The 17,909-nt window shown below is 57.6% G+C and carries 19 protein-coding genes; 13 read left to right on the top strand and 6 right to left on the bottom strand.

Annotation, left to right across the window (positions count from 1 at the left end):
* Positions 1–225 precede the first annotated feature (225 nt).
* Positions 226–1,542 (top strand): cytosine deaminase, encoded by a 1,317-nt coding sequence (locus ACP4QI_RS20510; RefSeq protein ID WP_285129068.1) that lies wholly within the window; start codon positions 226–228, stop codon positions 1,540–1,542.
* Between the two features lie 4 nt (positions 1,543–1,546).
* On the opposite strand, the gene tsgA is transcribed toward ACP4QI_RS20510, so the two are convergent.
* A complete protein-coding gene (gene tsgA, locus ACP4QI_RS20505; protein ID WP_142487361.1) occupies positions 1,547–2,731 on the bottom strand; it encodes an MFS transporter TsgA in 1,185 nt (394 codons plus the stop codon).
* 278 nt (positions 2,732–3,009) lie between these two features.
* Here tsgA and ppiA point away from each other — a divergent pair, with 278 nt between their 5' ends.
* The 5 genes from ppiA (at position 3,010) to argD (ending at position 6,352) form a co-directional block, all read left to right on the top strand.
* Entirely contained in the window at positions 3,010–3,582 is a 573-nt protein-coding gene (gene ppiA, locus ACP4QI_RS20500) for a peptidylprolyl isomerase A (RefSeq protein WP_142487360.1), read from the top strand.
* A gap of 108 nt (positions 3,583–3,690) precedes the next feature.
* Positions 3,691–3,858, top strand: a complete 168-nt coding sequence (locus tag ACP4QI_RS20495; protein ID WP_142487359.1) for a YhfG family protein — start codon at positions 3,691–3,693, stop codon at positions 3,856–3,858.
* Complete coding sequence (locus ACP4QI_RS20490) at positions 3,848–4,450, top strand: putative adenosine monophosphate-protein transferase Fic (RefSeq protein ID WP_285129069.1); 603 nt, start codon at positions 3,848–3,850, stop codon at positions 4,448–4,450. The genes ACP4QI_RS20495 and ACP4QI_RS20490 overlap by 11 nt, the downstream gene beginning before the upstream one ends.
* 30 nt (positions 4,451–4,480) lie before the next feature.
* Positions 4,481–5,044, top strand: coding sequence for an aminodeoxychorismate synthase component 2 (pabA, locus tag ACP4QI_RS20485; RefSeq protein WP_156264774.1), 564 nt, complete (start codon positions 4,481–4,483; stop codon positions 5,042–5,044).
* An 87-nt stretch (positions 5,045–5,131) separates the two neighbouring features.
* Positions 5,132–6,352, top strand: a complete 1,221-nt coding sequence (gene argD, locus ACP4QI_RS20480; protein ID WP_426495858.1) for a bifunctional acetylornithine/succinyldiaminopimelate transaminase — start codon at positions 5,132–5,134, stop codon at positions 6,350–6,352.
* A 76-nt stretch (positions 6,353–6,428) separates the two neighbouring features.
* Here argD and ACP4QI_RS20475 read toward each other — a convergent pair whose 3' ends face one another.
* Both ACP4QI_RS20475 and crp read right to left on the bottom strand, forming a co-directional pair.
* On the bottom strand, positions 6,429–8,516 hold the full coding sequence (locus ACP4QI_RS20475; RefSeq protein ID WP_426495857.1) for a YccS/YhfK family putative transporter: 2,088 nt from the start codon (positions 8,514–8,516) through the stop codon (positions 6,429–6,431).
* A gap of 56 nt (positions 8,517–8,572) precedes the next feature.
* The gene (crp, locus tag ACP4QI_RS20470; RefSeq protein WP_000242758.1) at positions 8,573–9,205 is read right to left on the bottom strand and encodes a cAMP-activated global transcriptional regulator CRP; all 633 of its coding nucleotides are present in this window, start codon (positions 9,203–9,205) and stop codon (positions 8,573–8,575) included.
* Positions 9,206–9,514: 309 nt separating this feature from the next.
* On the opposite strand from crp, the gene ACP4QI_RS20465 reads away from it, so the two are divergent.
* Complete coding sequence (locus tag ACP4QI_RS20465; protein WP_142487354.1) at positions 9,515–9,919, top strand: OsmC family protein; 405 nt, start codon at positions 9,515–9,517, stop codon at positions 9,917–9,919.
* 89 nt (positions 9,920–10,008) lie between these two features.
* Here the strand turns inward: ACP4QI_RS20465 and ACP4QI_RS20460 are convergent, their stop codons facing one another.
* From ACP4QI_RS20460 to ACP4QI_RS20450, 3 genes are read right to left on the bottom strand one after another with little or no spacing between them, the layout of a single operon-like run.
* A complete protein-coding gene (locus tag ACP4QI_RS20460) occupies positions 10,009–10,878 on the bottom strand; it encodes a phosphoribulokinase (RefSeq protein WP_142487353.1) in 870 nt (289 codons plus the stop codon).
* Between the two features lie 30 nt (positions 10,879–10,908).
* Positions 10,909–11,127: a YheU family protein gene (locus tag ACP4QI_RS20455; protein ID WP_106995183.1), complete on the bottom strand. Its 219-nt coding sequence runs from the start codon at positions 11,125–11,127 to the stop codon at positions 10,909–10,911.
* Positions 11,124–12,146, bottom strand: a complete 1,023-nt coding sequence (locus ACP4QI_RS20450; RefSeq protein WP_156264772.1) for a hydrolase — start codon at positions 12,144–12,146, stop codon at positions 11,124–11,126. Before ACP4QI_RS20450 ends, ACP4QI_RS20455 begins: the two co-directional genes overlap by 4 nt.
* Before the next feature lie 227 nt (positions 12,147–12,373).
* Between ACP4QI_RS20450 and mdcA the strand changes: the two genes are divergently transcribed.
* The 6 genes from mdcA to ACP4QI_RS20420 all read left to right on the top strand — a co-directional run bounded on the left by mdcA (position 12,374) and on the right by ACP4QI_RS20420 (position 17,909).
* Positions 12,374–14,029 carry a malonate decarboxylase subunit alpha gene (gene mdcA / locus ACP4QI_RS20445; protein WP_285129073.1) on the top strand — a complete coding sequence of 552 codons (1,656 nt, stop codon included), beginning with the start codon at positions 12,374–12,376 and terminating at the stop codon, positions 14,027–14,029.
* Positions 14,029–14,886: a triphosphoribosyl-dephospho-CoA synthase gene (locus tag ACP4QI_RS20440; RefSeq protein WP_426495856.1), complete on the top strand. Its 858-nt coding sequence runs from the start codon at positions 14,029–14,031 to the stop codon at positions 14,884–14,886. The genes mdcA and ACP4QI_RS20440 overlap by 1 nt, the downstream gene beginning before the upstream one ends.
* Before the next feature lie 9 nt (positions 14,887–14,895).
* The gene (mdcC, locus tag ACP4QI_RS20435; protein WP_142487349.1) at positions 14,896–15,195 is read left to right on the top strand and encodes a malonate decarboxylase acyl carrier protein; all 300 of its coding nucleotides are present in this window, start codon (positions 14,896–14,898) and stop codon (positions 15,193–15,195) included.
* The gene (locus ACP4QI_RS20430) at positions 15,188–16,021 is read left to right on the top strand and encodes a biotin-independent malonate decarboxylase subunit beta (protein WP_142487348.1); all 834 of its coding nucleotides are present in this window, start codon (positions 15,188–15,190) and stop codon (positions 16,019–16,021) included. Before mdcC ends, ACP4QI_RS20430 begins: the two co-directional genes overlap by 8 nt.
* Positions 16,021–16,821 (top strand): biotin-independent malonate decarboxylase subunit gamma, encoded by an 801-nt coding sequence (mdcE, locus tag ACP4QI_RS20425; RefSeq protein WP_156264769.1) that lies wholly within the window; start codon positions 16,021–16,023, stop codon positions 16,819–16,821. The genes ACP4QI_RS20430 and mdcE overlap by 1 nt, the downstream gene beginning before the upstream one ends.
* A gap of 128 nt (positions 16,822–16,949) precedes the next feature.
* On the top strand, positions 16,950–17,909 hold the full coding sequence (locus tag ACP4QI_RS20420; protein ID WP_285129075.1) for an AEC family transporter: 960 nt from the start codon (positions 16,950–16,952) through the stop codon (positions 17,907–17,909).

The raw sequence follows: 17,909 nt of genomic DNA, 5'->3' as shown, positions 1-17,909 counted from the left end.
TTTTCTATTACTGCCTACCTTAACGATTCAGCAAAGCCACTTATTGATGCAAATCAAATACGCCTTCAACTACTCCTTAGTGAGTAGATGGCTGATTTGTCAGGTTTTTTCTAAGTAGCGGAATTAGCAGGCTTTTCGTGATAGCCGATTTTGTGTACAAATTAGGGGCCTAATCTTTAATTTTCGTTACCTCTAAATTTCAGCCCTCTTTTTCGGGAGAATATGATGTCTACAGCACCGCTTTGGCTTATCCAGAACGTCCGATTACCGGGTCGGGACGGGTTATGGCAACTGGCTATTGAGAACGGTCGTTTTGGCAAAATCACCCCGACGGGCGAGGGACAGAGCGAGAGCTATGAAGTGTTAAACGCGCGCGGTGGGCTGGCCCTGCCGCCGTTTATCGAGCCGCATATTCATCTTGATACCACCCAGACCGCGGGTGAGCCGAACTGGAACCAGTCCGGCACGCTGTTTGAGGGCATCGAGCGCTGGGCAGAGCGCAAGGCGCTGCTCAGCCATGAGGATGTCAAAACCCGGGCGTGGAAGACCCTGAGATGGCAGATCGCCAACGGCATCCAGTTTGTGCGTACCCATGTGGACGTCTCCGACCCGACCCTCACCGCCCTGAAGGCGATGCTGGAGGTGAAGCAGGAGGTGGCCCCGTGGATCGAGCTGCAAATTGTCGCCTTCCCGCAGGAGGGGATCCTCTCTTACCCCAACGGCGCCGCCCTGCTTGAGGAAGCGTTAAAGCTGGGGGCCGACGTGGTAGGCGCCATTCCGCACTTTGAGTTCACCCGCGAGTACGGCGTGCAGTCGTTGCATCTCGCCTTTGAACTGGCGAAGAAGTACGACCGGCCGCTGGATATTCACTGCGATGAAATCGACGACGAGCAGTCGCGATTTGTCGAAACGGTAGCAACGCTGGCGTACGAGGCCGGGATTGGTTCGCGCGTCACCGCCAGCCATACCACCGCGATGCACTCTTACAACGGGGCTTATACTTCACGGCTGTTTCGTCTGCTGAAGCTCTCCGGGATTAACTTTGTGGCCAATCCGCTGGTGAATATCCATCTGCAGGGGCGCTTTGACGACTATCCGAAACGGCGGGGTATCACCCGCGTGAAGGAGCTGCTGGAGGCGGGGATTAACGTCTGCTTCGGTCATGATGACGTGTTTGACCCCTGGTATCCGCTGGGCACCGGCAATATGCTGCAGGTCCTGCATATGGGGCTGCACGTCTGCCAGATGATGGGCTATCAGCAGATCGACCGCGGTCTTGACCTGATCACCCACAACAGCGCGCGTACCTTTGGCCTGACCGATTACGGTATTGAACCGGGGAACCCGGCGAATCTGGTGATCCTGCCTGCGGAGACGGGTTTTGATGCGGTGCGTTGTCAGGTGCCGGTACGCTGGTCGATTCGTCAGGGGCGGGTGATAGCCACCACGCAGCTGGCACAGACGTGGATACAGACGGATCGTGGGGGAGAAGAGGTGTGCTTTACCAGAAACTGCCCCTCTGCAGAAAGCAAAGGGGCGTAAGGGATCAGTGAGACGCTGCCGCTGTGTTGTGCTGGCGGTGGCGGGTCACAAAGCCCAGCACCAGGCACATCACGAACACCACGGCATAGAGGCCGTTAGCGGTGTGTAACGCTGCCAGCGGGCCGCTGTGCGCCACAATCGGGCCAGTGACCACGAAGGTCAGCATGGTGCCGATGGTGCCGCAGGTGAGCACGAAGTTAACCAGTTTTGGCGAGGCTACTTTGGTCTGCAGGGAGCCCAGGGTAATGATCGAGGTGTAAATGGCGCTGGAGAAGAAGCCAAGCGTCAGGATAAACCACGGCATATGTTCCGGCGAACCGTTGATAAACAGGTACATCAGCACGGTGGCGGCACCCGCCAGCACGGTGAGGATCCGCTGCAGATCGAAGAAGCGCAGGATAAAGCTGAATGCCCACATGCCGAACATGTACGACATCCAGAAATCACTCACCAGCTGACCAGCATCGTTCAGGCTCATTCCCAGCCCTTTGGCATACTCCGGCACCCAGGAGATAAAGCCCAGCTGGCCGAGGATGTAGCACAGGGCGGCAACGGCGAGGAACAGCACGCCGACACCCCACTTCTCTTTCACCACCGGCTCGCTGGTGGTCTGGGCTTTTTTACCGAGAACCGGGAAATCACAGCCGAAGGTCAGGACAAAAATCGCCACGTAGACCAGGCCAATGCAGGCATAAACCCAGTACCACTCAATGCTGCGTGCCAGCAGCGCTGCGGCTACCATCGGGAAGATCATCCCTGCCATGCTGAAGAAGGAGTCGGTAAACAGCAGACGCGCGCCGCGCTGGCGGCCTTCATACATGTGGGTAATGAGAAATGTCCCGATGGACATGGTGATCCCGCTCACCAGCCCGAGCACAAACATGGCGGCGGAGAACAGGGCGATGCTGTGGCTGAGCATCAGGCCGGCGACGGCAAGCACCATCAGCACAAAGCCGAAACGCAGCTGTGTCTTCAGGGGGACGATTTCCATCAGCCAGGCGTTCAGGAAGATGGAGATCAGGATCCCGGCGTTCAGGAAGGTGAAGGTGTTACTCATGCTGGAAACGGGCAGGTTGAAATAGTCTGCGATATTTCCCATCACCATCCCGGTGACGATCACCAACGCACCGGTAAGGGCGTAGGAGAAGAAGCTGATCCATGTGAGCTTGATACGATTGCTGTTAGTCATGACTGGCCTGTGAATAGAAATGTAAAGCGCGTTGACGGCGCTGCGAGCGGCCAGATTTTAAGCGCGAATGTGATCTAATTAAATCTTTTATGATTAATTAAACGAAAATTGCAGTTTTCAGTGTGATTTAGATCACGTTAATGACCCTGGTGCCAGTTTGCCCGACGGTTACATCTGTTTCAAATGCGTAAAATTAGGTAAATGGCTGGCCTGGATTCATACTGCTCTTTAGAATCAAGCCATTCGCTTTCTTTACTGCGCTTTGTTAAGGAATTCTCATGCTCAAATCAACCCTGGCGGCTGTCGCGGCTGTACTTGCTCTCTCAGCCCTCTCTCCTGCTGCGCTGGCAGCCAAAGGAGACCCGCACGTTCTGTTGACCACCTCTGCCGGTAACATTGAGCTGGAACTGAACAGTCAGAAAGCCCCTGTTTCTGTGAAAAACTTCCTCGATTATGTGAACAGCGGTTTTTATAACGGCACCACCTTCCACCGCGTGATCCCGGGCTTTATGCTCCAGGGCGGCGGCTTCAACGAACAGATGCAGCAGAAACAGCCGAACCCGCCAATCAAGAATGAAGCGGATAACGGCCTGCGCAACAGCCGCGGCACCATCTCAATGGCGCGTACCGCCGATAAAGACAGCGCCACCAGCCAGTTCTTCCTCAACGTGGCGGATAACGCCTTCCTCGACCACGGCCAGCGTGATTTTGGTTATGCGGTCTTTGGTAAAGTTGTGAAAGGCATGGACGTGGCCGACAAAATTTCTCAGGTACAGACGCACGACGTCGGCCCTTACCAGAATGTGCCGACAAAACCGATAGTTATCCTCTCTGCGAAAGTCCTGCCTTAATCCCTGCTGGCGCGGGCAGGCATTGCCCGCGTTGCCTTTACCTTCCTGCGAAACCGCAGTTTGCTGCTTATACTTGTGGCAACACGAGCACAATCAGGGAGGTAACAGGTGAAAAAGCTCACTGAAAAGCAAAAATCCCGTCTCTGGGAACAACAGCGAAACGCGAATTTTCAGGCCAGTCGCCGCCTTGAGGGGGTCGACAGCCCGTTAGTTACCCTCAGCGCAGATGAGGCGCAGATCCGTCTTGAAGCGTTAGGGAGGCAGCATGAGCGATAAATACGGCAACGATCGCGATCCTTATCTCTATCCGGAACTGAATGTGATGCGTAACCGGTTGGGCATTCGTCAGGCTGAGCGTCTGGCGCAAGCGGCGTATGAATTCACCGCGCTACGTGCGGCAACCCTGAGCCTGGGGCCGCTGTTGCGCGGTCTGCCGCACCTGTGCGCCATCCACCACCATCTCTACCAGGATATTTTTGACTGGGCGGGAGATATTCGTGAAATGGATATTTACCAGGGCGACACCCGGTTCTGCCACTTTGCCTATATCGAAAAAGAGGGCAATGCCCTGATGCAGGATCTGGAGGAGGAGGGGTATCTCGTCGGGCTTGAGAAAGCGGATTTTATTAACCGCCTCAGCCACTACTACTGCGAAATCAACGTTCTGCATCCTTTCCGCATCGGAAACGGGATTGTTCAGCGCATCTTCTTTGAACAGCTGGCGATCCATGCCGGTTTCCAGCTCGACTGGCGCGGTATCGACCCGGAAGAGTGGGCGCAGGCCAACCAGAGCGGTGCGATGGGCGATCTGAGCGCGCTGAACACAATCTTCAGCAAAGTGGTAAGCGAAGCCCGGGAAACTGAGTAGAATAGGGCGGCCATTTTTTCGGGAGCCGCCATGATTCTGCTGATTGATAACTACGATTCCTTCACCTGGAACCTGTACCAGTATTTTTGCGAGCTGGGGGCGGAGGTGGTGGTCCGGCGCAACGACGTGCTCTCTCTGGAAGATGTCGCTGCGCTGAACCCGCAGAAAATCGTTATCTCTCCCGGCCCCTGCACGCCGGATGAGTCCGGTATCTCGCTGGCGGCGATCGAGCACTATGCCGGTAAATTGCCGATCCTCGGCGTCTGCCTAGGGCATCAGGCCATCGGTCAGGTTTTTGGCGCGACCATTGTTCGTGCCGCTAAAGTGATGCACGGCAAAACCTCTCCCGTCACCCACACCGGTACGGGGGTCTTCTCTGGCCTCAATAATCCTCTTACCGTGACCCGCTATCACTCCCTGGTTATTGACCCGCCCACCTTACCCGACTGCTTTGAAGTTACCGCCTGGAGCGAGACCCGGGAGATTATGGGTATCCGCCACCGGGAATGGGATCTGGAAGGGGTGCAGTTCCATCCGGAAAGTATTCTTAGCGAACAGGGCCACCAGCTGCTGGCTAATTTTCTGCATCGTTGATTTTTAGTTGCCATAAAGTGATTTTTTAAGCATATTTCGTGATTATATTTTCACTTCTGCTTCTTGCTTAAAAAAGGGTGGGGTTACATGGCAACTGAACAATCTGCAATTACGCGCGCAACATTCGATGAAGTTATCCTGCCAATTTATGCACCGGCTGAGTTTATCCCGGTGAAGGGGAAAGGCAGCCGCGTCTGGGATCAGCAGGGTAAAGAGTACATTGATTTTGCGGGTGGCATTGCGGTGACGGCGTTAGGCCACTGTCACCCGGCGCTGGTCGAGGCGCTCAAAACGCAGGGCGAAACCCTGTGGCACACCAGCAATGTCTTTACCAACGAACCGGCGCTGCGTCTGGGGCGTAAAATTATCGACGCTACCTTTGCCGAGCGCGTGCTGTTTATGAATTCCGGCACCGAAGCCAACGAAACGGCCTTTAAGCTGGCGCGCTACTACGCTTCCACCCGCCACAGCCCGTTCAAAACCAAAATCATCGCCTTCCACAACGCCTTCCATGGCCGGTCGCTGTTTACCGTGACCGTGGGCGGACAGCCAAAATATTCTGATGGCTTTGGCCCGAAACCGGCCGACATTATTCACGTCCCGTTTAACGATCTGCATGCGGTGAAAGCGGTGATGGACGATCACACCTGCGCGGTGGTGGTGGAGCCGATTCAGGGCGAGGGCGGCGTAATGGCGGCGACCCCGGAATTCCTGCAGGGGCTGCGCGAGTTGTGCGACCAGCACCAGGCCCTGCTGGTGTTTGATGAGGTGCAGAGCGGCATGGGCCGTACCGGGGATCTGTTTGCTTACATGCACTACGGCGTGACGCCAGATATCCTCACCAGCGCCAAAGCGCTCGGCGGCGGTTTCCCGGTCAGTGCGGTGCTGACCACCCAGGATATCGCTTCGGCGTTCCACGTGGGTTCTCACGGCTCCACCTACGGCGGTAACCCGCTGGCGTGTGCCGTGGCTGGGGCAGCGTTCGATATCATCAACACCCCGGAGGTGCTGAGCGGCGTCAACACGAAGCGCGAGCAGTTTGTGAAGCACCTCCAGCAGATCGATGCCCAATACGATGTCTTCAGCGATATCCGCGGCATGGGGCTGTTGATTGGCGCCGAGTTGAAGCCGCAGTACAAAGGCCGGGCGCGCGATTTCCTCTACGCTGCCGCCGGTGAAGGGGCAATGGTCCTCAACGCCGGGCCGGACGTGATGCGCTTTGCGCCGTCGCTGCTGGTGGAGAGCGAGGATATTGATGAAGGGATGAACCGCTTTGCCGCCGCGGTGAAGCGGGTGGTTCAGAAGTAGCTGTGTTGCCCGGCGGCGCTACGCTTGCACGGGCCTACGGTTTTGTAGGCCGGGTAAGCGCAGCGCCACCCGGCATTTAGTACGGCGTCCGCTTCAGCCGTCGAATCAACCAGATCCCATGATGCGGGCGTTGACGCCATGCCACCGACGAAATGGTGTGCATGGTGTTCAGATGCCCAATGGTGCGCTGCAGATGCTGCTCCAGCGTACTCATGGGGCCTTGCGTCAGGGTCTCTGGCGCTTCCAGAATATTGCTGTCCCCGCTTTCGCCCGGCGCGTCATACTCCAGACGCTGCTGGCAGCGCTGAAGCGCAATTTCACACGACTGCAGATATCGCTGCGCCAGGTCTGGCGTCAGCATCGTATGCTCCCGCGCCAGGGTCGTCATCGCGTTGATATGCTCGACGATAAACTGGCTGTGCGTCACCCACAGCTTCATGTCCGCCAGATACGCCGAATTGAAGCCCGGCTCCTGCATCGCCTGGTTCAGAGAGTTGAACAGCGCGTTGTGCGCCTGATTGACCTTCATGCGTTGCCACGCCAGCGGCGTCGGCTGCGGATCGTCGCTGAGGATCAGGCGGATAGCCTCCTGATCCGCTTCCAGCGCGTCGTGGGCATTCTGCCGCAGAAGCCCGCTCTGCCACTGCGGCCATAGCCAGACCATCCCCCCGAAGGCGATCAGGCAGCCAATCAGGGTATCGGCCAGCCGGGCGACAATAAACTGCTCGCCGTTCAGGGTCAGCAGCTGCAGGGTGTACACCGCCGTGACCGTAAAGCCCACCGTCGCCCAGCCGTAGCTCTTGCGAATGATCAGGTAGCTTACCAGCGTCACCATCAACATCCCGGCAAGGGTGTAGCCTTCCGGGACGTGGAAGTGCAGGGTCACGCCGGCAATAATCAGCCCCGCCAGCGTGCCGGCCGCCCGGTGGAGAATACGCACCCGCGTCGCGCTATAGCCGTTTTGCGTCACCAGCAGCACTGTCATTAAGATCCAGTAGGGTTTCGGCAGGTGCAGCGCCACGCCCATCAGGCTGGCGATACTCAGCATCACGCTGATGCGCGCCGCGTTACGCAAGGCGGCAGACTTCAGGGACAGATAGCTTCTCAGGGCCGGGATCAGCGGCAGGCGTTTCTGTTTGTCGGCCATCAGGTCGCGCGGGTAGAGCGGACGCTGCGTGCGCAGCACGCGGGCAATACGGCTGAAGTGCCAGGCGCAGAACTGACCTACCGGGTTGTCCGGGTGCTGATGGGCGATTTTCTCCAGCGCGCCGAGCTGCTTGTCCATGGTGAAACGGGTGGGGTAGCGATGATAGAGAATGTCGTCTGCCAGCACCCGCAGGCGTGCCGCAACGGTCTGCGCGTTCCAGCGGATCACCGCTTCAGCGTGACTGCGCTCCACCAGCTTCTGCACCTCCTTCGGGTGATGCAGACTGACGGAGATGTGCTCCTGTAGATCCAGCCCCACCAGGAAGGTGCGCAGCAGGCGTTTGTATTCATGATTCCTGTTGGCCGCCAGCATATGCAGCTGTTGGTAACAGAGGCTGATCAGATCCACCACCTTCTGCTGGCGGGCCAGCAGCGGCGGCAACGATTTTTCAGGGTCGGTGTGCTGCGTCAGCAGGGTATATTTGGCTTCGCAATATTCCGCCAGCTGCCGATAGAGCATGCTCAACGACTCACGCAGCGGCTGTTCGCGCCACATCCAGAACCAGAACCAGTTAAACAGTCCGTACCAGAGGGTGCCCAGGATATAGAGCAGCAGCGGCTCCCAGACCGGCATGTTTCCCGCCAGGCTGAGAGTAAAGATCGCCGCGATCAGCGAGGCGGGCAGCAGTCGGGCATGCAGGGCGCTGATCTCCGCCGTGACCCCCAGCGTCATCGCCAGCGCGGTCAGAATGAGGGGCAGCGGAATATCCCGCGCCAGCAATAGCTGTACGGCCAGGCTACAGCCCGCAAACAGGCAGCCGCCAATCGTCAGACGTTTAAAAAAGCGTTTATGGGGTGTGTCCAGGCCAGCAATATTGCAGCAGGCAGGAACGAGGGAAAAAAGCAGACCTTGTTGCAGATGACCGAGGATCAAACCCACAGCCACGGGGAGACACAACACCAGGGTTTGCCGCAGTGCGTAGTTAACTTCCGGGTGATAAATGAGCCTGCGCCACATGGGGATAGAGACAAAAACGGCGTGTCATCGTGCGATGCCACGCCGTTTTAGCGGAATTAACGCGTTCCGTAAACCACGATGGTTTTACCGTGGGCAGAAATGAGGTTTTGATCTTCCAGCATTTTCAGGATACGACCCACTGTCTCGCGAGAACATCCGACGATCTGACCAATTTCCTGACGGGTAATTTTAATTTGCATACCGTCCGGGTGGGTCATGGCGTCTGGCTGTTTCGCCAGGTTCAGCAGAGTCTGGGCGATGCGGCCTGTTACGTCGAGGAAGGCGAGGTTACCCACTTTCTCGGACGTGACCTGCAGACGGCGAGCCATCTGCGAAGAGAGGCGCATCAGGATATCCGGATTCACCTGGATCAGCTGGCGGAATTTCTTATAAGAGATCTCAGCCACTTCACAGGCCGTTTTTGCACGAACCCAGGCGCTACGCTCCTGACCTTCTTCAAACAGGCCCAGTTCGCCGATAAAGTCTCCCTGATTCAGGTAAGAGAGGATCATCTCTTTGCCTTCTTCATCTTTGATCAGCACTGCCACTGAGCCTTTGACGATGTAGTACAACGTTTCCGCTTTTTCACCCTGGTGAATCAGCGTGCTCTTCGATGGGTACTTATGAATATGGCAATGAGACAAGAACCATTCGAGAGTCGGGTCTGTTTGCGGTTTGCCAAGCACCATGCGCTGTTATCCTCTGTTATAAGCTGTCTCCAGAGTCTGGCTATGTACCTGTACTCTGGGGTTGCAATCGAATTCTTCCCCCTGCCTGGGGTCTGGCTGGCACAATAATTAGCAGCCTGTAATGTGTGATGTCCTCTGCATACATGTGTAACGTCAATGTATTACTGTAGCATCTCGACTGTTTTAGCATAGCTTTTGCCGCGTGTCTCCTGGTGTCTCGCTTCAGCTTGATGCAGGTCGACTTCCGTTGTCAGAATTGTTACTGGCGCGTAATCTGTCAGGAAAAATGCAATCCTGGAGTTAATAAAAATGCAAGCACGTGTGAAATGGGTTGAAGGGCTAACGTTCCTCGGTGAGTCGGCTTCCGGGCACCAGATTTTGATGGACGGTAACTCCGGCGATAAAGCGCCAAGCCCGATGGAAGTGGTCCTGATGGCGGCAGGAGGATGCAGCGCGATCGACGTGGTGTCGATCCTGCAAAAAGGGCGTCACGATGTGACCGACTGTGAAGTGAAACTGACCTCAGAGCGTCGTGAAGAGGCGCCGCGCCTGTTCACCCATATCAACCTTCACTTCGTGGTCACCGGCAAAGCGCTGAAAGACGCGGCGGTATCCCGCGCGGTCGATCTTTCTGCGGAGAAGTATTGCTCCGTGGCGCTGATGCTGGAGAAAGCGGTAAATATTACCCACTCGTATGAAGTGATCGAGGCGTAAGCCTTGCTAAAACGCCGGGCGGCACTTCGTTTGCCCGGCCTACAGAGCCCGTAGGCCCGGTAAGCGTAGCGCCACCGGGCAACAAGGCTTCAATCGATTTTTTTGCCTTCCATCAACCGCTGCACCAGCGGCATCATGATTAACTCCATCGCCAGCCCCATCTTCCCGCCCGGAACCACCAGCGTATTGATATGCGAAATAAACGAACCCTGTAGCATCGCCAGCAGCCAGGGGTAATCGATATTGTCCAGATTGCGGAAATGGATCACCACGAAGCTCTCGTCCAGGGACGGGATAGCCTTGGCGGCAAAGGGGTTCGAGGTGTCTACGGTCGGAACGCGCTGGAAGTTAATGTGGGTGCGGGAAAACTGTGGCGTCAGGAAGTTAATGTAATCTTCCATTGAGCGCACCACGGAGTCCATCACCGCTTCGCGGGAATGGCCGCGCTCGCTGGTATCCCGCGTCAGCTTCTGGATCCACTCCAGGTTAACAATCGGCACCACGCCCACCAGCAGATCGACATGGCGCGCCACGTCGTGTTGCGGCGTGACCACCCCGCCATGCAGGCCTTCATAAAACAGCACGTCGGTGGGTTCCGGCAGCGGCTGCCAGGGTGTGAACGTGCCCGGCACCTGGTTCCAGGGGACCGCTTCGTCATAGGTGTGCAGGTATTTGCGCGCCTGACCGGTGCCGCTTCGCCCGTATTCAGCGAAGGTTTGCTCCAGCAGGCCAAAGTCGTTGGCATCCGGGCCAAAGTAGCTGATGTGTTTGCCGAGATCGCGGGCCTTGCGGATCGCCATATCCATTTCAGGGCGGGTAAAGCGGTGAAAACTGTCGCCTTCCACTTCCGCGGCGCGCAGATGCAGCTGCGAGAAGATCTTACGAAAGGCGAGGCTGGTGGTGGTGGTACCCGCACCACTCGACCCTGTAACGGCAATAACCGGATGTCTGGCGGACATAGCAACTCCCTGAATGGAAAGATGTCGCGGTTAACCGCGAAATTGATTGCGAGGCATGATGTTGACGGTTTCGTGCAGCTCGGACCATACGACCAGCACCTCACCGCTTTGCAGCTGGCGCCTGACGTCGGCGACCTTCTGCTCAAGCGAAAGCTCCTGTTCACCATAATCGGTGCCTTCGCGTAACACAAAGCTTTCAATCAGATTATCCAGCGTTTCGGGAGCCAGATCTTGCCAGGGAATAATCATCTTATCGGTTCCAGGTATGTGGTCAGCCAGTCCGGGATACGCGTTTCCAGCCACATCGTCGGGCGACGCAGCGTGCCGCCGACAAAACCCACGTGTCCGCCGTGTTCGGTCAGCTGATATTGCACGTTAGCGGGCAAAAATTCCTGCGCGGGTATCGAGTGATGATCCATAAAGGGATCGTCTTTAGCATGAATAATCAGCACAGGTTTCGTGATGTTGCTGAGCAACGGCATGGCGCTGCACTGGCGATAGTAGTCAATAGCATCGGCAAAACCGTGAATTTTGGCGGTGATCAGATCGTCAAATTCGCGCAGGCGACGCACTTTTTTCAGCTGTCGCAGACTGACCGGCAGCGTATCCGGGTATGCCTTCAGTTTGCGTGCCGCATTAGCTTTGAGCAAGTTAAGCAGATAACGCTGATAAACGCGCGAAAAGCCCTTATCCATATGATAGCTGCAGTGTTCCAGCATGAACGGAGCAGAGACGATGGCGGCGGCGTCCAGAGGAATATTGTCGCCCTCTTTTGCCAGCAGGCAGGCGAGCATGTTTCCGCCCAGCGAATAGCCCACCGCCGCCGTGGGGGCCGGGCCGTGGGTCTCTGCCAACCAGCGCAGGAACCAGGTGCCATCTTCTGTTTCGCCGGAGTGATAGATGCGTTTCTGGCGATTGGGTTCGCCGCTGCATCCCCTGAAGTGCATCACTACCCCCAGCCAGCCGCGCGCTTTCGCTGCCTGAATCAGGCCGTGGGCATAGGGGCTGTGCAGGCTGCCCTCGAGGCCATGAAAGACCACCAGCCGGGGTTTGTGCCGGGCCTGAAGCGGATCTTCACTCCATGCTAAATCAACGAAGTCATCATCCGGCAGGTCAAGGCGCTGCCAGACGGGGGTGAAAAGCACTTTACGACGGATGAGGCGCGGCAGCATGGTCTGCAGATGGCGATTAGCCACGCCCCGCATGGGGACAAATTCTGCGCTCTCGTCGGGTGCAATGTTGAAGTCTGATGGAATGATTTGGGCCATAAAGGTGATGCTAATTATTGTCTGTTATTTACGATACCTTCCGAATTGTACCCCGTTTAGCCTGGTTTTCCGAAACATGAACTGATCCCGATCACAAATATTTACCTTGATTATTACTCTCAGGCTAATGATTCCCCTGCGCGCTTAATTGATGACTTTATCACCAGGGTGCACACTTAACTCAACGTTAAGCAAACCTAAAGATGTGCTGAATCAGGAGGTTAACAATGTTATCAGGGCAAACGCCAGCCCGGAACTGGAACACGCGTCGCACTGAAAAAGCGCGCCGCCTGGCTTCCGTCCCGGTGCAGGGCAAGGTACTGCCAACAGGCGACCTTGTCGCCATGCTGGAAAAACTGATCGCCCCAGGCGACAAAGTCGTACTGGAAGGGAATAACCAAAAACAGGCAGACTTCCTCTCCCGCTCGCTGGCCGAAGTGAACCCGCAAATTGTTCACGATCTGCATATGATTATGCCGAGCGTCGGCCGTAGCGAGCACCTGGATATTTTTGAGAAGGGCATCGCCCGCAAACTCGACTTCTCTTTCTCAGGTACCCAAAGCCTGCGTATTTCGCAGCTGCTGGAAGACGGGCAGCTGGAGATCGGTGCCATCCACACCTACATCGAACTCTACTCCCGCCTGTATGTCGATCTCTCGCCGAACGTGGCGCTGATTGCCGGTTTTAAAGCCGACCGTAAAGGTAACCTTTATACCGGTGCCAGTACCGAGGATACCCCGGCGCTGGTCGAAGCCGCCGCCTTCCACGACGGCATCGTCATCGCTCAGGTGAACGAGCTGGTGGACGACGAGTGCGATCTGCCGCGTGTGGATATCCCCGGCTCCTGGATTGATTTCGTGGTGGTGGCAGACAAGCCGTTCTTTATCGAACCGCTGTTCACCCGTGACCCGCGCCTGATCAAACAGGAACACATTCTGATGGCGATGATGGCCATCAAAGGCATCTATGCGGAACACCAGGTTCAGTCCCTGAACCACGGTATCGGCTTCAACACCGCCGCTATTGAGCTCCTGCTGCCGACCTACGGCGAGCAGCTCGGCCTGAAAGGCAAAATCTGTAAGCACTGGACGCTGAACCCGCATCCAACGCTGATCCCGGCTATTGAAAGCGGCTGGGTGGAGAGCGTGCACTGCTTCGGCGGTGAGCTGGGAATGGAAGAGTACATTCGTGCCCGCCCTGACATCTTCTTTACCGGCGCCGACGGCTCCATGCGCTCCAACCGCGCCTTCTGCCAGCTGGCAGGGCAGTACGCGGTGGATATGTTTATCGGCTCCACGCTGCAGGTTGATGGCTATGCCAACTCCTCTACCGTGACCCGCGGCCGTCTTTCCGGCTTCGGCGGCGCGCCCAACATGGGACACGACCCGCACGGTCGTCGTCATGCCACCCCGGCATGGCTGAACATGATCACCGAACCTGACCCAATGCAGCGCGGTAAAAAGCTGGTGGTGCAGATGGTGGAAACCTTCCAGGCGGGCGTGAAACCGACCTTCGTCGAAAAACTCGATGCTGTCGAGGTGGCGAAAGCCTCCGGTATGCCGCTGGCCCCGGTCATGATCTACGGCGATGACGTCACCCACGTGCTGACGGAAGAGGGGATTGCTTACCTCTACCGGGCCAAAGATCTTGAGGAACGTCGTGCCATGGTCGCAGCCGTCGCGGGTATTACCGACATCGGCCTGGGTGTGGACGCCAAACGCGTCGCCGAACTGCGCCAGAGTGGCAAAGTGCTCTACCCGGAAGATATGGGCATTCGCCGCACCGACGCCACCCGCTCTCTGCTGGCGGCTGGCAGCGTGTCTGACCTGGTTGAATGGTCGGGCGGTCTGTACAACCCACCTGCGAAATTCCGGAGCTGGTAATGAAACTTCTGCCCCGGATCCAGGTTGAAGGCGGTGCCGAATGGCTGGCGCAAACCGCCACGCAGTGTCTGATTGACGAAGCGCGACTCAGCCCGAAACCCGGTCTGGTGGACAGCCGGGGGAACGGCGCGCACCACGATTTATCGCTCGCGCTGATGGAGCGTTCGGCGCATAGCCTGACCCCCACGTTTCAGGCGCTGGCGCTGCAAAGCTGGCAGCGTCCGGTCGATATCGCGCTACGGCAGACCGTGGGGCGGCTGGGGCGCGAAGGCGAGCAGCAGATGATGGCCGCCACCGGCGGGGTGAATACCCACCGGGGCGCTATCTGGGCGCTGGGCTTGTTAGTCAGCGCCGTGGCGATGCTCGGTGGCAATGCGCCAGCCCGGACGATAGCCGACACCGCCGCGCAGCTGGCGAAACTGCCGGATGACGCCGCGCCGAAAGTGTTCAGTAAAGGACTGCGCGCCACTCACCGTTATCGGGTGCCGGGCGCGCGCGAAGAGGCGCAGCAGGCATTTCCGCACATTATGCAGCGAGCGTTGCCTCAGCTTCGCCTGAGCCGGCTTAACGGCGGTACCGAAGCCCATGCCCGGCTCGATGCGCTGATGGCGATCATGACCTCGTTAACCGATACCTGCGTGCTCTCCCGCGCCGGTATGGAGGGGTTAGACACCATGCAGGACGGGGCCAGGGCGGTATTAGCCGCCGGCGGCACCGCACAGCCAGAGGGGCAACGCGCGCTCGCCGTATTAGATAAAAAGATGCTCTTGCTCAATGCCTCTCCGGGCGGCGCGGCCGACCTGCTTGCCGCCACGCTGTTCCTTGACCGCATAGAGACGCCTTATTTAGCGAATTAAGAGGATGTTATGGAAAAAATTACATTAACTCTGCCCGCCAGCCGTAACCTGAACGGCAAAGCGCTGGCAGGCGTTGTTGGCTCCGGGGATATGGAGGTGTTATTTACCGCCGACCAGGGCCAGTCATTAACCATCGAGATCACCACCTCGGTCGATAACAGCCGTAACCGTTGGGATGCGCTGTTCAACAGACTGCAAACCGTCAGCAGCCTGCCAGCGGGCAAACTGACCATCCACGACTTTGGCGCCACGCCGGGCGTGGCACGCATTCGTATCGAACAGGTCTTTGAGGGGGTGAGCCATGCGTGATGACAGCAGCTTTATCGAATTAAAAGCGCGCCAGCGTGCGCAGGCCCTGCTCGACGAGGGCAGCTATCGCGAACTGCTGGATCCGTTTGAAGGGATTATCTCTCCGTGGCTGGGGCCGCAGGGCATTGTGCCGCAGGCCGATGATGGCATGGTGGTGGCGAAAGGCACCATCAACGGCAAACCCGCGGTAGTCGTGGCAATTGAAGGCGCGTTCCAGGGCGGCAGCATGGGCGAAGTGTCCGGTGCAAAAATGGCGGCTGCGCTGGAGCTGGCGGCGGAAGATAACCGTAACGGCATTCCAACCCAGGCGGTATTAAGCCTTGAAACCGGCGGCGTACGTTTGCAGGAGGCGAATCTCGGCCTCGCGGCGATTGCCGATATCCACGCCGCGATTGTCGATCTGCGCCGCTATACCCCGGTCATCGGCATTGTCGCCGGTACCGTCGGCTGCTTCGGCGGGATGTCCATTGCGGCCGCGCTGTGCAGCTATCTGATTGTGACCCGCGAAGCGCGTCTCGGCCTCAATGGCCCGCAGGTTATCGAGCAGGAAGCGGGCATTGAAGAGTATGACTCCCGCGACCGTCCGTTTATCTGGAGCATGACCGGGGGCGAGATTCGCTATCAAAGCGGGCTGGTGGATGCGCTGGTGGGCGATGGCGTCAACGCGGTGAAAGCGGCGATGAACGACGCGATTGCGAAAGGCGTGCCGGCAAAACACCGCACCGACAATTACGACTGGTATCTCGAACGCCTGACCAACTTCGATACCCGCAAACAGGCGGATACTGAACAGATTCACGCGCTCTTTGCCCGGGAGGTGAAATGATGAGTACTTCAATTAGCCGTGGTGAGCTCTGGCTGGAAACCCTTGCGCCGAATGCCAAACGTCTGGAGGGGCTCTGCCCGTCGGTTCAGGCGGCGGACGGCGAGCTGAATGGCGAAGCGGTGCGCTTTGTTGCGGTGGTACCGGATGCCAACAACCACTATCCACGTGCGGCACGAGGCGAAGTCGGTCTGCTGGAAGGCTGGACCCTGGCCAAAGTGGTGAGTGAAACCGTCGCGGCCGATGCTGACAAAGCGGTTAAACGCCCGATTGTGGCGGTGATCGACGTACCGAGCCAGGCTTATGGCCGTCGCGAAGAGGGATTTGGTATTCACCAGGCGCTGGCCGGTGCTGCGGCGGCCTATGCTAACGCGCGTCTGGCGGGCCATCCGGTGATTGGCCTTATCGTCGGGAAAGCGATGTCCGGGGCGTTTCTGGCCCACGGCTATCAGGCCAACCGGCTGATAGCCTTCAACGACCAGGGCGTATTAATCCACGCGATGGGGAAAGAGTCTGCCGCGCGCATCACGCTGCGTACCGTAGAGGCACTGGAAAAACTGGCGGCAACCATCCCGCCAATGGCGTATGACATCAGTAACTACGCCACCCTGGGGCTGCTGGAAAACCTGCTGGATATCAGCAATCCGGACGCACCTTCATCTCTCGATCTGGCGCTGGTTAAAACCACCTTACAACAGGCCATTGATGACGCTCGCCGGGATCCGACGCTGAAGAGCCGTCTGGGTGCCGACAATCGCCACAGCTCGGCTCTCGTACGCGAACGTATGCGAGCCAGCTGGTAACACCAAAAAGAAAAGACCTGCCAGATGCACGCCCCGTGGGCGCACCCGTTGCGCCCACGAGGGAACCTGCATCCTGAAAATAATAACCATCGCGTCAGTGCTTAAACTTCTTTTTTTACAGGTGATTTATGACTTATGTGATTGTTCATGCCCTTGCACCCATTTTTGTCATCATGCTGCTCGGCTTCTGGGCCGGTAAAGCCAAAATGGTGGATAACAAAAATGTGTCTCTGCTTAATATCTTCGTGATGGATTTTGCATTGCCCGCCGCGCTGTTCAGCGCCACGGTGCAAACGCCCTGGACAGGTATCATTGCCCAGTCGCCGCTGATCCTGGTCCTGACCCTGGCGATGTGGATAACCTATGCGGCCATCTACTTCCTCGCCACCAAAGTTTTCAAAAAGTCACCGCAGGATGCCGCCGTGCTGACCCTGACCGTGGCGCTGCCGAACTATGCGGCGCTGGGCCTGCCGATTCTGGGCAGCGTGTTGGGCGAAGGTTCTGCAACTTCACTCTCCGTGGCGGTTTCCATTGCCTGTGGCTCCGTGCTGATGACGCCGTTCTGTCTGCTGATTCTGGAACGCGAGAAAGCGCGTGCGGAAGGCGCAAACGGCGGTTCTACCCTGGCGATGCTGCCGGTTCTGATGTGGCGCTCAATTAAGAAACCAATCGTGATGGGCCCGCTGCTGGGTGTGATTTTGTCCGCGATTGGCATCAAAATGCCGGACCTGGTGCTGGCAGCGATTAAACCGCTCGGCCTGGCAGCAACTGCGGCAGCGCTGTTCCTGACCGGCGTGATCCTGTCGGCCCGTAAGCTGCAGATCAACACCATGGTGATTAGCGCGACCATCACCAAGCTGCTGATTCAGCCAGCGATTGCCTGGGGCATCGTGCTGGTATTCGGTCTGCACGGTTCAGTGGCCATCACCGCGATCCTGATGATTGCCCTGTCTGCCGGTTTCTTCGGCGTGGTGTTTGGTAACCGCTTTGGCGTACAGTCGCCGGATGCGGAAGCCGTGCTGCTGTTAAGCTCCGTCCTGTGTATCCTGTCGCTGCCGCTGTTTATCTCGCTGACTTCAGGAATGTAA

The organism is Leclercia sp. TB492, assembly GCF_049974505.2.
Classification (GTDB): Bacteria; Pseudomonadota; Gammaproteobacteria; order Enterobacterales; family Enterobacteriaceae; genus Enterobacter; species Enterobacter adecarboxylatus_C.
This window is presented reverse-complemented; position numbering and strand designations above follow the sequence as displayed.